This window comes from Pelagibacterium sediminicola (genome assembly GCF_003390885.1).
Lineage (GTDB): Bacteria > Pseudomonadota > Alphaproteobacteria > Rhizobiales > Devosiaceae > Pelagibacterium > Pelagibacterium sediminicola.
Genome location: NZ_QMEL01000008.1, coordinates 125,021 through 139,713 on the forward strand (window position 1 = coordinate 125,021; position 14,693 = coordinate 139,713).

13 protein-coding genes and 1 tRNA gene are annotated in these 14,693 nt (G+C 59.1%); 8 read left to right on the top strand and 6 right to left on the bottom strand.

Features of this window, described 5'->3' with window-relative positions; translation table 11 throughout:
- Positions 1-3 precede the first annotated feature (3 nt).
- The 6 genes from DQG18_RS16180 to DQG18_RS13140 all read right to left on the bottom strand — a co-directional run bounded on the left by DQG18_RS16180 (position 4) and on the right by DQG18_RS13140 (position 7,469).
- A complete protein-coding gene (locus DQG18_RS16180) occupies positions 4-360 on the bottom strand; it encodes a hypothetical protein (RefSeq protein WP_157970155.1) in 357 nt (118 codons plus the stop codon).
- Positions 361-377: 17 nt separating this feature from the next.
- Positions 378-3,587: a type I restriction endonuclease subunit R gene (locus tag DQG18_RS13120; RefSeq protein WP_116654701.1), complete on the bottom strand. Its 3,210-nt coding sequence runs from the start codon at positions 3,585-3,587 to the stop codon at positions 378-380.
- 15 nt (positions 3,588-3,602) lie between these two features.
- Positions 3,603-4,430 carry a hypothetical protein gene (locus tag DQG18_RS13125; RefSeq protein WP_116654702.1) on the bottom strand — a complete coding sequence of 276 codons (828 nt, stop codon included), beginning with the start codon at positions 4,428-4,430 and terminating at the stop codon, positions 3,603-3,605.
- Entirely contained in the window at positions 4,427-5,680 is a 1,254-nt protein-coding gene (locus tag DQG18_RS13130; RefSeq protein ID WP_198669764.1) for a restriction endonuclease subunit S, read from the bottom strand. Before DQG18_RS13130 ends, DQG18_RS13125 begins: the two co-directional genes overlap by 4 nt.
- Complete coding sequence (locus DQG18_RS13135; protein WP_116654704.1) at positions 5,680-7,218, bottom strand: class I SAM-dependent DNA methyltransferase; 1,539 nt, start codon at positions 7,216-7,218, stop codon at positions 5,680-5,682. Before DQG18_RS13135 ends, DQG18_RS13130 begins: the two co-directional genes overlap by 1 nt.
- Before the next feature lie 174 nt (positions 7,219-7,392).
- A tRNA-Met gene (locus DQG18_RS13140) sits at positions 7,393-7,469 on the bottom strand.
- Between the two features lie 190 nt (positions 7,470-7,659).
- Between DQG18_RS13140 and DQG18_RS13145 the strand changes: the two genes are divergently transcribed.
- From DQG18_RS13145 to DQG18_RS13180, 8 genes are all read left to right on the top strand, one after another.
- The gene (locus DQG18_RS13145) at positions 7,660-8,694 is read left to right on the top strand and encodes an aldo/keto reductase (protein ID WP_116654705.1); all 1,035 of its coding nucleotides are present in this window, start codon (positions 7,660-7,662) and stop codon (positions 8,692-8,694) included.
- A gap of 98 nt (positions 8,695-8,792) precedes the next feature.
- Positions 8,793-9,461 (top strand): DUF599 domain-containing protein, encoded by a 669-nt coding sequence (locus DQG18_RS13150; RefSeq protein WP_116654720.1) that lies wholly within the window; start codon positions 8,793-8,795, stop codon positions 9,459-9,461.
- Between the two features lie 13 nt (positions 9,462-9,474).
- Entirely contained in the window at positions 9,475-9,960 is a 486-nt protein-coding gene (locus tag DQG18_RS13155; protein WP_157970156.1) for a lysozyme inhibitor LprI family protein, read from the top strand.
- A 25-nt stretch (positions 9,961-9,985) separates the two neighbouring features.
- The gene (locus DQG18_RS13160) at positions 9,986-10,195 is read left to right on the top strand and encodes a DUF3329 domain-containing protein (protein ID WP_116654707.1); all 210 of its coding nucleotides are present in this window, start codon (positions 9,986-9,988) and stop codon (positions 10,193-10,195) included.
- Positions 10,196-10,523: 328 nt separating this feature from the next.
- Complete coding sequence (locus DQG18_RS13165) at positions 10,524-11,606, top strand: polyamine ABC transporter substrate-binding protein (protein WP_116654708.1); 1,083 nt, start codon at positions 10,524-10,526, stop codon at positions 11,604-11,606.
- Positions 11,607-11,676: 70 nt separating this feature from the next.
- The gene (locus tag DQG18_RS13170; RefSeq protein ID WP_116654709.1) at positions 11,677-12,819 is read left to right on the top strand and encodes an ABC transporter ATP-binding protein; all 1,143 of its coding nucleotides are present in this window, start codon (positions 11,677-11,679) and stop codon (positions 12,817-12,819) included.
- Positions 12,816-13,769, top strand: coding sequence for an ABC transporter permease subunit (locus DQG18_RS13175; protein ID WP_116654710.1), 954 nt, complete (start codon positions 12,816-12,818; stop codon positions 13,767-13,769). The genes DQG18_RS13170 and DQG18_RS13175 overlap by 4 nt, the downstream gene beginning before the upstream one ends.
- The gene (locus DQG18_RS13180; RefSeq protein ID WP_116654711.1) at positions 13,766-14,566 is read left to right on the top strand and encodes an ABC transporter permease subunit; all 801 of its coding nucleotides are present in this window, start codon (positions 13,766-13,768) and stop codon (positions 14,564-14,566) included. Before DQG18_RS13175 ends, DQG18_RS13180 begins: the two co-directional genes overlap by 4 nt.
- Positions 14,567-14,693: the final 127 nt, after the last annotated feature.

Below are 14,693 nucleotides of genomic sequence, written 5' to 3' on the forward strand. Positions count from 1 at the left end.
GGTTCATCGGTAAGCGCAAACGCGGACGAATTCGTTCACCCAGCACGCACCCTCCCTTTCCAGTGCTCCTAGCTGATCATGTGCACGATTTTCTGGCGGAAAGCCGTTCCAATAGGCGAAGGCCGCGTTTGGGTCGTCCTCATCGACGTTCAAGTATACAAAATAGAGGGATACATCCTCTTCGGTGTTGCCCACACCCATCGTGAAACTGCCGTCTGGGCCGCTTGCGAAGTTACAAGGTTCGTCCAAGAAAGTTGCAGAATACACTTCCAGCACACAGCGAGAGATTTGTTCAGCCGATGCGGGAACCACAGTACAGAAGAACACCACTGCCACCGCTGCAATCTGGAAAAATCTCATTGGGCCATACCTCAACCTTAGGGTGCCGTCGCCGGGGATACTTCCCGCAACAGCGCCTCTGCCTGCGCAATGACTGTATGGATCGCTTCCGCTTCAAGATCGGGCGGGTAGCCATATTTCTTGAGTATGCGGCGCACGAGCGTTCGCATTTTCGCGCGGGCGCTGACCTTTTTGTGCCAATCGATTGTCACCGACGCCCGCATGCTTTCAACCAGTTCATGAGCGATGATCCCCAACTGCTCGTTTCCCATCGCTTCCACCGCGCTGTCATTCGCCGCGAGTGCGTCATAGAAGGCGAGTTCTTCCTGGGATAGTCCTAACTCGTCTCCGCGCGCCACCGACGCCCGGATGTCCTTGGCCATGTCGATCATGAACTGGATCATCTCGACCGTGGAAATGGCGTTTGCGTGGTAGCGGGCGACTGCTTCCTCAAGTCGCGCAAAGAACGTCCTGGCTTCAACGACGTTGGATTTCGACCGGCTTGTGATTTCGCCATTGATGAGCTTTTTGAGGGCTTCAAGCGCAAGGTTCTTGCGCTCCATCGTTTGAACCTCAGCTAGAAACGCTTCTGAGAGGATCGATATGTCGGGCGACTTGATGCCCGCAGCTTTCAAGACGTCGACAATCTCGGCATTAGCGACTGCGGCGTTCATCAACTGGTCTACAGCGAAATTCTTGGCGCTGTTGGTCAGCTTGCCAGTCACAGATGTTTTCGCAAACGCAGCACGAACGGCCTGAAAGAACCCGATATCGTCGCGGACGGCTTTCGCATAGTCACTGGCCGATGCGAGGCCATAAGCAACGCTAAGGGCCAGCACTCCATCGTTGAACCGCCGCCGCGCCCGTTTCTTACCTTCGGTAGTTTCCTCGCGTTGTGATTGTTCATCGAGCCATTGGCCTATCCACTCGATTGCATCCGCGAGAGCCACAAGCCGTTGCTGAGGCGTACCGGTGATGCCGAGCGAGTAGTCGTGCCCGTGGAACATCGCACGCACGATCTCGAACTGTTCTTTGAGCGCGGCAACGGCTTCTTCCTCATCAATTCCGGTCTTGGAGCGATCCGAGGCTGTGTATTGGCCCATTGCCTTCTGGAGGTTGCTGGCAATACCAATGTAGTCGACAACCAGCCCGCCCGCCTTGTCCTTGAACACGCGGTTGACGCGAGCGATGGCCTGCATCAGCCCATGGCCGCGCATGGGCTTGTCGATATACATCGTGTGCATCGCCGGGGCGTCAAAGCCTGTCAGCCACATGTCACGGACGATCACCAGTTTGAGTGGGTCGTCAGGATCACGGGCGCGCTTGGCCAGCAGATCGCGACGGCGCTTGGGTCCGATATGCGGTTGCCAGTCCTCGGGATCGGAAGCTGACCCCGTCATCACGATCTTGATCGCACCCTCTTCATCATCATCGGAATGCCAGTCGGGGCGCAACGCGATGATGTGTTTGTAAAGTTCAACGCATATGCGGCGGCTCATGCAGACGGCCATAGCCCTGCCGCCGTTCATGCCTTCGATGCGGGTCTCAAGATGCTGAACCAGATCGGCAGCAATCTGCCTGAGGCGTTTGTCAGCGCCGACCAGACGTTCGATTGTCGTCCATTTGGCCTTCTGCTTTTCCTGCTCGGTGAGATCGTCGTCTTCGAGGATGGCTTCAATTTCAGCATCGATACGCGGTTTTTCATCGTCATCAAGCTCAATGCGGGCAAGACGGCTCTCATAGTAGATGGGCACCGTCGCCTTGTCCTCGACTGCGCGGGTGACGTCGTACACATCGATGTACTCGCCAAAGATAGCCGGGGTATTGACGTCATCAGCCTCGATTGGCGTACCGGTAAACCCGATGAATGAAGCATTGGGCAGCGCCTGCCGTATGTGGTGGGCGAACCCGTAGCGACGTTGCCCGGTCTTGGTGTCGAGCTTGGCCTCGAACCCGTATTGGCTCCGATGCGCCTCATCGGCCATGACGATTACGTTACGACGATCGGTTAGCACCGGAAACTGCTCCTCGCCCTTTTCCGGCGAGAACTTCTGCACCGTCGTGAAAATCACCCCTCCCGACGATCGATCCAGCAATTGCCGCAGTTCGTCCCGGCTATTGGCCTGCTGTGGTGTCTGGCGGATCAAATCCCTGCACAGGCTGAAAGTCCCAAAAAGCTGATCGTCGAGATCGTTACGGTCGGTCAGTACAACGAGGGTGGGATTTTCCAGCGCCTCCGAGCGCACGACCAACCCTCCGAGAAAGGCCATGAGCAGGCTTTTGCCTGATCCTTGTGTGTGCCAGATCACACCGATCTTGCGGTCACCATCTGGCCGTGAGGCCTCTACGGCACTACCGAGTGCCTTTCGTGCGCCGTGAAACTGGTGGTACCCCGCGATGATCTTGATCGGCCCATCGCCGCGATCACCAAAGACTGTGAAATCCCGTACCAGCGCAAGGAACCGCTCCCGGTCAAATACCCCGCGCAACAGCGTTTCCATCTCGCGGGGACCGGGCGGTGTGAAGTCGTCGGCAGCCCCGGTCACGCTGCGCCAAGGCATAAATCGATCCTCATCGGCGGTAAGCGAACCGATCCGGGCCAACACGCCGTCAGACGCCACCATCACGGCATTGGTGCGAAACAAGCTGGGAATTTGCGCCTTGTATGTCTGCAATTGGCGATAGGCGCTCTCGATGGTCGCCAACTCATTGCCCGCATTCTTGAGTTCGATGATCCCGAGCGGAAGCCCGTTTACGAACATCATAATGTCGGGCCGTCGCGTACGGCGGTTCTCAGCCACCGTGAACTGCGTCGTGACAAGCCAGTCATTGTTCCCGATGTCTGCAAAATCGATCAACCAGACTTTTGCGCCACGAAATACGCCGTCCCCGGCAGCAAACTCGACGTCGATGCCCTCGGCTAAAAGCTTGTGGATGCGCCGGTTCTCCTCAATGAGTGAGGGCGTTTCACTTCGGAGAACTTCCCGGATCGCGGCCTCTCGTGCCTCGGACGGCACATCGGGATTGATGCGGGCGACCGCGTCCGCCAGTACGCTTGCCAGCACAACGTCTGCATAGGCCGAGCGGAGCGGAGCCGTTCCATCGGGCGATATTTCGGTTGCGGGGCGGAAATCGTAACCAAGTTGGGTCAGGATCGCGACGGCGGCATTTTCGACAAGCGCTTCGGAAAAGCCGGATCGGGAAAAGTCCGTCTCCGGCTGGATATATTGAGTGATATCGTCGCTCATATACCCTCCGTGCCCCTAGCGCGTCCCAGCAACGCTGGCTAGCGCAGCCTTCAGTACTTGAAAGCATACTTTTGCCGTGTGTTCATCGGGTGCGAAGCCCGACGCCATCTGCTCGTAAGGATGAATATAGTTCCGGAAATCCCGCAATCCGTGGCTAAATTTTTTGATGTCCAGCTTCAAAATTCCAACATCGCATGCGACGTCGATAAACTGGGACAACGTCCACTGATGAAATGGCCTCACCTTGCCGCGCTCGTCTTTCGGGCTGGCAGATGAACTGTTAAACTTGGCAGGATTGCTTTGCGCTACACCCAGCAAGACACCTTCGAGCACGCTACCGCACAAGAAGATGACCGACAGGCTAGCACCTGCGTTGAGTGCTTTCCGAGCCTCAGCCAAACGCGCCTGAATGATCGAAGCAACCACCGGTTCAACCGGCAGCCTGCCGAGATTGGGAATTGTGAATTCCCTCTCAAGGAACGCATCGACTGTTTCAGTCGCGGTGCTTTCCGATCCACCCGATATTTTTGTGATGATCTCTCTGCATTTTTCGAAAAGACGCTTGTCGAGCGGCTTGTCATTCAGGTCGCAATCAACCTCATAGGCACTGAGCATTTCATTGAGAACGGGCGCTACGATTTTGTCTGGCTCTTGCTCCCAGAATGCCCGCATCTTTTTCGCTTTGGAGGTCCCATAGGTCTGATAATTCCTGCCGTGAATATCGATGTTGTGGCGACCAAAGAACTCGCCATAGGTAGCATCGCTATAGTCGAGAACGTAGCCAGACGGCATGCCAAACAACTTTTCCAGATACCGTTTATCGATATCGGTCAAGCTGCTCATGCCGCGTCCTCGGCCAGTTTTTCAGCATCACGCAGGCGGATTTCGCCGGACATCAGCTTGGGGAGCAACAAGTCGCGGGTGTTGGCGAGGGTTTGGACTTGCTCATTGTTTGCCGCAATCTTCTGCCGCAAATGTCCAGCGATGCTTTGAAACGCCCCTATGATCTCTGGCCTAACAATCGGAGTTTCGCACCGATAGGCATTGTTTCTGTTCAGGCCGGGTACGGCGGCATCCGTGTTCATGTTGTGCAATCCCAATGTCTGCAACAGGTAGAAACAGTATGCCATTGGCCATTGGGACTTTACGAAGAATACGGTATCGATAGGATAGAAATCGCGGTCCTCCCAATAGAGACTTCCCACCGTGCCTTTACGGCCAACGATGATGGACGGTCCTTGAACAAGGGCAGTGTCATGCCAACCACCTATGCCACCGGAGCCATACACCGGGTAGGAGCCTTGGCGACGGTCGTTCTTATTCAAAGCCTTGCCGTAGGCTAGTTCCAGAACATCTTCTAAATGCCCTAGCGTCCACCCCTCAGGCAGCCCGTTGTCCCCGAGCCGATCCGGGAACAGGTCGGCCAGTTCCTGCGCCCGGTCAGGATCGGTGACGAGGCCGCCCATGATAGTGAGAGGATCAGACGCACCGTCGATCTTGCGGCGGGTGGGGCCGAAATCGACAAACCAGTCCCGAAATATCGCCTGCGCCATCGCCTCCAGCGTTTCGTTGGTGCGCCGGTTCAGTTCGATCTTGTCGTCGAGGGAGCCGAGGATGTCGGATATCTGCTTCTGATCTGCTATTGACGGCAAGGGAATACGAAAGCTCGGGAATTCCTTGAGGGCTATCCGGTCTACTGTGGCTCCGGGTATCGTTCGGCTTCGCAAGAACTCCTGAAAGTCAGGAGACAGGTAGTAGTAAAGAAAGAAGCGAGGATTGAGACGCCGAGTGTCGGCGCGCACAAGTCCCATCCGGCGGCCTAGGCAACATTCTAAGCCCTCCGGAATGATGGCCGCTTCACCAATCTTGGTTTCATACGAGAAGACAACATCATCGGGTCTAGGAGCGACGCGCTTTGTCCACTTTGCAAAATCCTCTCGGGTGACATGGCGAGTTACACTGAGGTTGAGGCGGCCCCGTTCAAGCGAGCTAATTCCCAAAAAGATCGGCCCCTCTTCAACTGTCTTGGGGGTCGCGTGCGGACCATCGAAAACTTGAGCGACTTCAGCAATGGTTACATTTGGCCAACTCACTACAGCTGACCCCCAAAGTATCGGCAAATGCGCTGCTCCAAAGCGCGCCCTTCGGAAAACTGCCCTTCAAGCTTGTCCCGCAATTCCGCGAATTTCTGTTCGAACGGCACGCCGTCATCTTCGGCATCCGCCACCCCAACATAGCGCCCCGGCGTAAGCACATGGCCATGCTGGCGCACTTCTTCGAGCGTCGCCGATTTGCAGAACCCCGGTTCATCAGCGTAAGCCTCGGCATGATCCTTGTTGCGCCAACGGTGATAGGCGCCTGAGATCTTCTCTATATCGTCGCTTGAGAACTCTCGCCGCACCCGGTCCACCATGAAACCCAGCTTGCGGGCGTCGATGAACAGGATTTCGCCTCGCCGGTCGCGGTGACCATTGGAACTCTTGTCCCGCGCCAGTATCCAAAGACATGCCGGGATTTGCGTCGAATAGAAAAGCTGTCCCGGCAATGCCACCATGCAGTCAACGGCGTCCGCCTCGATCATCGCCTTGCGGATTTCGCCTTCACCTGATTGCTGTGACGACATTGAACCATTGGCAAGTACCACGCCCGCCGTGCCGCGCGGAGCGAGGTGGTGATAGATATGTTGAAGCCAGCCGAAATTTGCGTTGCCCTTGGGCGGAGTGCCGAAGCGCCAACGTGCGTCCTCGGTTAGCCGCTCGCCGCCCCAATCCGAGATATTGAATGGCGGATTGGCCATGATGAAGTCGGCCTTCAAATCCGGGTGCTCGTCGCGGTGGAAGCTTCCTTCATTGTTCCAGCGGATATCTGCATCGATCCCTTGCACCGCAAGGTTCATCTTGGCCAGCCGCCATGTGGTATGGTTGATCTCCTGCCCATAGACGGAAATCGCATCGCGTCGCCCACCATGATCCTCGATGAACTTTTCGGACTGCACGAACATGCCGCCCGATCCGCAACTAGGATCATAAACCCGGCCTTGGAAGGGTTCGAGCATTTCGACCAGTGTGCGAACCACAGAACGGGGCGTAAAGAACTCACCGCCGCGCTTACCCTCTGAACCGGCAAAACCCGACAGGAAATACTCATAAACCCGACCGAGAACGTCCCGCGCCTTGTCGGTGCTGTCATGCATGCCGATGTTGGAAAATAGATCGATCAACTCGCCCAACATGGTCTTGTTGAGCGTGGGTCGCGCATAGTTCTTGGGCAAGACGCCCTTCAAGCCTTCGTTTGAGGGTTCTTTCTCGATGGCGTCCATTGCCTGATCGATCAACAACCCGATCTCGGGGCGCTTGGCATTTGCCTGCAGATGCGGCCAGCGGGCTGTTTTGGGCACCCAGAAGACGTTATCCCCGATGTATTCTTCGGGGTCTTCCGGGTCGGCATATTCATCGGCCTCAAGCTTGGCCCGATGCGCATCGAAGGCGTCCGAGATGTATTTGAGAAAGATCAGCCCCAGCGCGACATGCTTGTACTCACTCGGCTCCAGATTGCCCCTGAGCTTGTCCGCAGCCTTGAAAAGGTCCGCCGTGAAGGCGAGATCGCCATTGTTCTTATTGTTGCCCGACATATGCCCCCCTGATAATTTTGGGCACCCTAGCCAGAAAATATTGCTGCGCAAAGTGCGTCAAGGCGCCAATTGCACCCGGGTTCATCGAAACCAGGCTCCGACGGTTTTGCGGACACGATGCGGACACAAAGAAAAAGGACCTAACCGCCACCCGGGTTAAGTCCTTGAATTGATTGGTTGCGGGGGCAGGATTTGAACCTGCGACCTTCAGGTTATGAGCCTGACGAGCTACCGGGCTGCTCCACCCCGCGTCAATGTCGGTGGCCGTGCGGTTCGTCCGAACCGGGCTGACGGCTGCCTATATAGGGGGCCGATTGCGGTTTGGGAACCCCTAACTGCCCCAATGCGTGACATTTTTTTGACGCCCGCGCCGTGGCTGGTTATGGAGGGCCCGGCGGCGCGCGATTCAGCGGGTCTGCCGATCATTGAAAGGCGATTGCAATGAAGTTGCGCGAACTGGGGCGCACCGGGATTTTTGTGACCCCGCTGTGCCTGGGCACCATGACCTGGGGCGAGCAGAACACCGAGGCAGAGGCGTTCGCCCAGCTCGACCATGCCACAGGCGAAGGCATCAATTTCATCGATACCGCGGAGCTTTATTCCACCCCCGGCCGCCCCGAAACGCAAGGGTCGACCGAAACCATGATCGGGAACTGGCTCGCCCGCCGCGGCAGGCGCGACGATCTGGTCATCGCAAGCAAGATCACCGGCCCCGGCAACGACTGGATTCGCGGCGGCGTGGATATGGACGCAAAACAGGTCGTCAAGGCCCTCGATATGAACCTTGCCCGGCTCCGGACCGGCCATATCGATCTCTACCAGCTCCACTGGCCCAACCGGCGCCACTACAATTTCCAGAAATCATGGCGGTTCGATCCGGTCGGTCAGGACCACGCCGCGATCAGGGACAACCTTCTGGAGGTGCTCGGCGCGCTCGATGAGCAGGTCAAGGCCGGAAAGATCAGGGCGATCGGGGTCTCCAACGAGACGGCCTGGGGCCTGATGCAATATCTGCGGCTCTCGGAAATAAACGGGCTGGCCCGCATGGCCTCCATCCAGAACGAATACAATCTCCTGCGTCGCCAATCCGACCTCGACCTTGCCGAAGTCGTTGCCTTCGAGGACGTTTCGTTTCTTGCCTATTCCCCGCTCGCCGCGGGTCTTTTGACCGGGAAATATCTTGATGACGCCATGCCGGCGGGCACGCGTGGCGCGCTCGGCGCCATGTGGCGGCTCAATCCCCAATCCGACAGAGCCACCGCCGCCTATGTCGCGCTGGCCCGCGCGCACGGCCTCGACCCCGCCCAGATGGCGCTTTGCTGGTGCCTGTCGCGCCCCTTCATGACCTCGGTCATCATCGGCGCCACCGCTATGGACCAGTTGCGCGCCAATATCGGCGCCGCGCGAATGACGCTTTCGGCCCAAGTGATGGCGGAAATCGAAAAGATCCACCGCCAATACCCGCGCACGATCTGAAAACCCGGCGGCGGCCAGGGGAAAATAGCGATTCAACCCGAAGCCTTGAGAGTTTAAGGTCCCCTGTGACGCAAACGGATTCGCCGGGGGGAACCGGGGTGGACGGATTTTCCTTTTTTGCCTCGGCGCTGCCGCTTCTGGCGCTTTACGGCTATGGCTTTGCCGCCAAAATCATCGACCGGCACCGCCCCTCGATCTCGGCCCTGATGAACGAGCAGCGCATCAACTGGGTCACCCACGCGACACGCCGGGAAACCCCGCTCGATGCCATCCTTTCGGGCAACATCATGAGTTCGGTCTCATTTTTCGCCTCGACCACGGCGCTGCTGATCCTTGCGCTGTTCACCGTCATCGGGCAGTTGCCCCAGCTGTCCCCTGCCCTGTCCTCGATCACCTTTGGCGCGCTCTATTCGGATGCCGATTTCCAGATCCACAACATCGCCATGCTGATCCTGTTTGTTTCGGCATTCCTCTCGTTCACGCTCTCGCTGCGCCAGTTCAACCATTTCTGCATCCTTTTGGGCGCTTCGGACCCCGCCAGCCCGGCCCCGCCCGACACCATCGGCACCATCGCGCGCATCAACGCCATCGCGGCGCGGAATTTCAATGCGGGCATACGGGCCTATTATTTCGCCATTCCCATGGTCGCCTGGTTCATTTCGAGCTGGGCGAGCATCGCGGTGACCTTCATCACCGTCGCCCTGCTGTTCTATCGCGAATATTTTTCCTATGCCCGCTGGCTGGTTGCCCGCATAACCCCGCACTAAGAGGATGGCTGCCATGACCGGACGTGTTTTAATCGTCGCCTTGCTCGCGGCCCTCTGCTTTCCAGCCGGCGCCCAGACGCAGTCCGGCCCCGATAACCAGATTATGACAGCCTGCATCGAGGCGGCACAATCCGCCATGATCGGCGAGACCGGACGCCTCGAAGACTGCATCGGTGCGCTTTCGGGCCCCTGCATGGAAAGCCCCGAGGGCTCGACGACGGTGGGGACGAACGAATGTCTTGGCGCGGAAACCCAATGGTGGGATGCTTTTCTCAACGCGCGCTATGATGCGCTGCGCAAGGGCATGGATGGAGAAAGCGCCCTTGCCCTGCGTAATGCCCAGCGCGCCTGGATCGCTTTTCGCGACGCCGAATGCGAACTTCACTATACCTATTGGCGGGAGGGCACGATCCGCTCGACCATCTATGCGATCTGCATGCAGGAGATGACCGCCAGCCGCGCCGTAGCGCTGGCCGCCCCCCGATGGGTGCTCGAATGACCCGCCGCGACAAGGAGAAGGCACCATGAACAAGGACATGAACCATCCATGGTACAAACCCCTCTGGCGGCGCATCCTCGTCGTCGCCATCTGCTTTGCGGTGGCGCTCTGGGACCTCTCGAACGGAGAATTCGTCTGGGCTCTAATCTTTGGCGGCATGGGCGGCTATGGGATCTATATCTTTTTCATTGCCTGGGGCGACGATGCCGCCGAAAAGAACCGCAAGGGCGATTAGCCCGGCCGAGACGGGGCCATAACGTCGGGGCCACCGCCACCGTGAGCGGCGCGGATTGAACCGTATCCCCCGTGTGGCATTGTTGCAGAAGTCGAGGACTATATTGGCGGGAGGGCGCAATTTTGCTTTTCAGAACGCGCACTTGCCTGTAATGCGGAATTCGACCTTTTCATGCCTAGCGGTCGGGTTCGCGTGCAGAATTTGCCGCGCCCGGCTGGTGAAGCGGCGAAGGGAGTTGCCATGCGGTGGACACCCGAAAGGTTACTCCGGTTCATCGCACGGTTTGTCACCGTCCTTTGGTTTCGCGAGGTGAAAGGATCTCCGTACCATGCACAAGTCTTGCCTCATCACCCTTCCGTTCGCGCTCATGGCCTCATCCGCCATCGCCCAGACCGTCAATGTCTATAACTGGTCCGACTATATCGCCGAGGACACGATCGAGCAGTTCGAGGCCCAGACCGGCATTTCGGTCAATTACGACGTCTTCGATTCCAACGAGATCGTCGAGGCCAAGCTGCTTGCGGGCAATTCGGGTTATGATGTCGTGGTGCCCTCGGGCTTTTTTCTCGAACGCCAGATCCCGCTGGGCCTGTTCCAGCCGCTCGACAAATCCAAACTCCCCAACCTCGCCAATCTCGACCCCGAGATCACCGCGCGCGTTGCCGAGCACGACCCCGGCAACGAATACGCCGTAACCTATATGTGGGGCACGACCGGCCTTGGCTACGATATCGGAGCGGTCACCGAACGGCTGGGCGAGGATGGCCCTCTCGAAAGCTGGGACATGTTGTTTGACCCCGAGATCGCGGCAAAGCTCGCCGATTGCGGCATCGCCGCGCTCGATGCGCCGGTCGAGATGGTCGCCATCGCGCTCAACTATCTCGGGCTCGACCCCAATTCCGAGGACCCGGCAGATCTCGAAGCCGCCGAGGAACTTTACGCTTCGGTCCGCCCCTATATCCGCTATTTCCATTCCTCCCAGTACATCTCGGACCTTGCCAATGGCGAGGTGTGCCTGTCCGTGGGCTATTCGGGCGACGTCTTCATCGCCGTCGACCGCGCGGCGGAAGCCGACCGGGGCGTCGAGGTGACCTATGTGATCCCCACCGAAGGCGCGAGCCTGTGGTTCGACATGATGGCGATTCCCGCCGACGCACCGAACCCTGAGGCCGCCCACGCCTTCATCAACTTCATTCTCGAACCCGAGATTTCCGCAGGGATCACCAATTACGTCTGGTACGCCAACCCCAACGCGGCGGCCGACGCTTTCGTCGACCCCGAAATCCTCGCCGACCCCGCGATCTATCCCACCGAGGCGGTGATGGCGAACCTGTTCGCGCCCAAGGCACGCACGCCCGGCTATGACAGGCTGTTGACCCGCGCCTGGACGCGCATCAAGACCGGCCAGTAGTTCAAGACGGCGGGGCGCCGCAGACGGCGCCCTGCCCCTTCCATTCTGGACTGTGGGGGAACACCTGACCTTGAAAAAGCCTCAGATCGCCGCCGACACGCGCCCGTGGCGCGACCTGGACGCCAAGCCCTTCGTACGCATCCGCAACGTCACCAAGACCTTCGGCGAGGTCTACGCGGTCGATGATCTTTCGCTCGACATCTACAAGGGCGAGTTGTTCTGCCTTCTGGGCGGATCGGGATCGGGCAAATCCACCCTCTTGCGCATGCTGGCCGGGTTCGAGACAGTGACCGCCGGCTCGATCGAGATCGACGGGCAGGACATGGCCCAGGTCCCGGCCTACCAGCGGCCCGTCAACATGATGTTCCAGTCCTATGCGCTCTTCCCGCACATGACGGTGGAAAACAACATCGCCTATGGCCTCAAGCGCGAGGGACTGCCCAGGGACGAGATCGCCGACCGCGTGGCCGAGCTTTTGAAACTCACGAGGCTCGAGAACTTCGCCCGCCGCAAGCCCCATCAGCTTTCCGGCGGCCAGCGCCAGCGCGTCGCGCTCGCCCGTGCACTCGCCAAGCGTCCCAAGCTGCTGTTGCTCGATGAACCGCTGGGGGCGCTCGACAAGAAACTGCGCGAGGAAACCCAGTACGAACTGGTCAAGATCCAGGAAACTCTTGGACTCACTTTCGTCGTCGTCACCCACGACCAGGAAGAGGCCATGAGCCTTGCGACCCGCATCGGGGTGATGCGCGACGGCAAGATCGCCCAGATCGGCGAACCCCAGGAAATCTACGAATTTCCCAACTCCCGTTTCGTTGCCGACTTCATCGGCTCGGTCAATATCTTCGAGGGCGTGGTGACCGAGGACGAGGATGACCATATCCGCATCGATTCCTCGAGCGAGGCGGGCTGCGATATCTACGTTTCCCATGGCGTCGACTGCGCGCCCGAACAGATCCTGTGGTATGCGATCCGCCCCGAAAAGATGACCCTGAGCCGCGAGCGGCCCGATGGTGACGCCAACATAGCCCATGGGCTGGTGCAGGATGTCGCCTATCTCGGAGACATGAGCGTCTTCCGCATCATGCTCGACAGTGGCAAGCGCATCCACGTCACCCGCACCAACGCCTCGCGTTACGACGAGGACGCCATTAGCTGGGACGAAAAGGTCTATGTCTCCTGGGCGTCCGACGCCGGCGCGGTGCTGGTCGCATGAACGCCGGACGGGACAGGACCGCCCGCCGCCCCTGGGGCTTTCTTTCAGGCGGGCTGCGGCGCGTCGGGATTTCCGGACACGCCGCCGTGCTCCTCGCCCCGACCCTCTGGCTGGCCATTTTTTTCATCCTGCCGCTGCTGATCGTTTTCAAGATCTCGCTCAGCGCGTTCGCGCTGGGCCGTCCGCCCTACCTACCCATGTTCGAGTGGGCGGCAGATGAATCGCTGTCCATCACGCTGCATTTCTCGAATTTTCTGTTCCTCCTGCGCGATACGCTCTACGTCAACGCCTATATCAATTCACTACGCATCGCGGCGATCTCGACGATCATTTCCCTGCTCATCGCCTTCCCGATGGCCTGGTACATCGCGCGCTCGGACGAAAAATACCGCAACCTGTTGCTGATGCTGGTCATCCTGCCCTTCTGGACCTCGTTCCTCTTGCGGGTCTATGCGTGGATGGGGTTCCTCAGCCGCAACGGCATCATCAACAATATCCTGATGGCGCTCGGCATCACCGACCAGCCTCTCACCATGCTCCAGACCGAGGGGGCGGTGTTCGTGGGCATCGTCTACACTTACCTGCCCTTCATGGTGCTCCCGCTCTATACGACACTGGTCAAGCTCGACCAGAGCCTGATCGAAGCCTCCGCCGATCTGGGCGCCAGACCGTTCACGACCTTCCGCACCGTCATCCTGCCGCTCTCGATGCCCGGCGTCATCGCCGGCTCGATGCTCGTCTTCATCCCCGCCATCGGCGAATTCGTCATCCCGGCCCTTTTGGGCGGAGCCGAAACGCTGATGATCGGGCGCGTGCTGTGGGACGAATTCTTCGCCAACCGCGACTGGCCCGTCGCCTCGGCGGTGGCCATCGTCATGCTGGTTATCCTGCTCATCCCCATCCTTCTGCTCAACAGCGCCCAGAACGCCGTGGTGGAGAAAGACGCATGAGACGCAAGCTCCTCATCCCCACCCTCGCCGTTGCGGGCTTTGCCTTTCTCTATCTGCCGATTATCTCGCTGGTCGTTTTCTCATTCAACGAAAGCCGGCTGGTGACGGTCTGGACCGGGTTCTCGCTGCGCTGGTACGCGGAACTCTTTTCCGATTCCCAGATCGTCTCGGCGGCCATACTGAGCCTCCAGATCGCCGCCGTCAGCGCCACGATCGCCACCGTGCTCGGCACGCTCGCCGGGCTCGCGCTCACCCGGTTCGGCCATTTTCGTGGGAGAACCGCCTTTGCGGGCATGGTCTCGGCCCCGCTGGTCATGCCCGAAGTCATCACCGGACTTTCGCTCTTGCTGTTGTTCGTCGCCATGGAGTCGGCGTTCGGCTGGCCTTCGGGGCGTGGCTTTCTGACGATCGTTCTTGCCCATGCGACCTTCTGCACGGCCTATGTTACCGTAGTGGTGCGCTCGCGGCTGCTCGACATGGACAGATCGCTCGACGAGGCCGCCATGGATCTGGGCGCCACCCCCATGCGCGTCTTTTTCGACATCACCCTGCCGATCATTTCCCCGGCGCTGATTTCGGGCTGGCTGCTGGCCTTCACCCTCTCGCTCGACGACCTGGTGATCGCCAGCTTCGTCACCGGCCCGGGCGCCTCGACGCTCCCCATCGTCATCTTCTCAAAGATCCGGCTCGGGGTTTCCCCGGACGTCAACGCGCTCGCCACCATCATCATCTTCATCGTCGCGCTGGGCGTTGTCGGCGCCACCCTTATCGGCATGCGCCGCAGGCCACGAGGCTGAGAGCTATGCCGGGAAATGGGTGACGGGGTCTGAAAGGGCGGCGTATCGTGGCGGGTGTCGAAGCCTGCCAGAACTTCCCAAAGGAACGATACGCCATGAAGAAGACTACAGACATCATCGCCTTTCG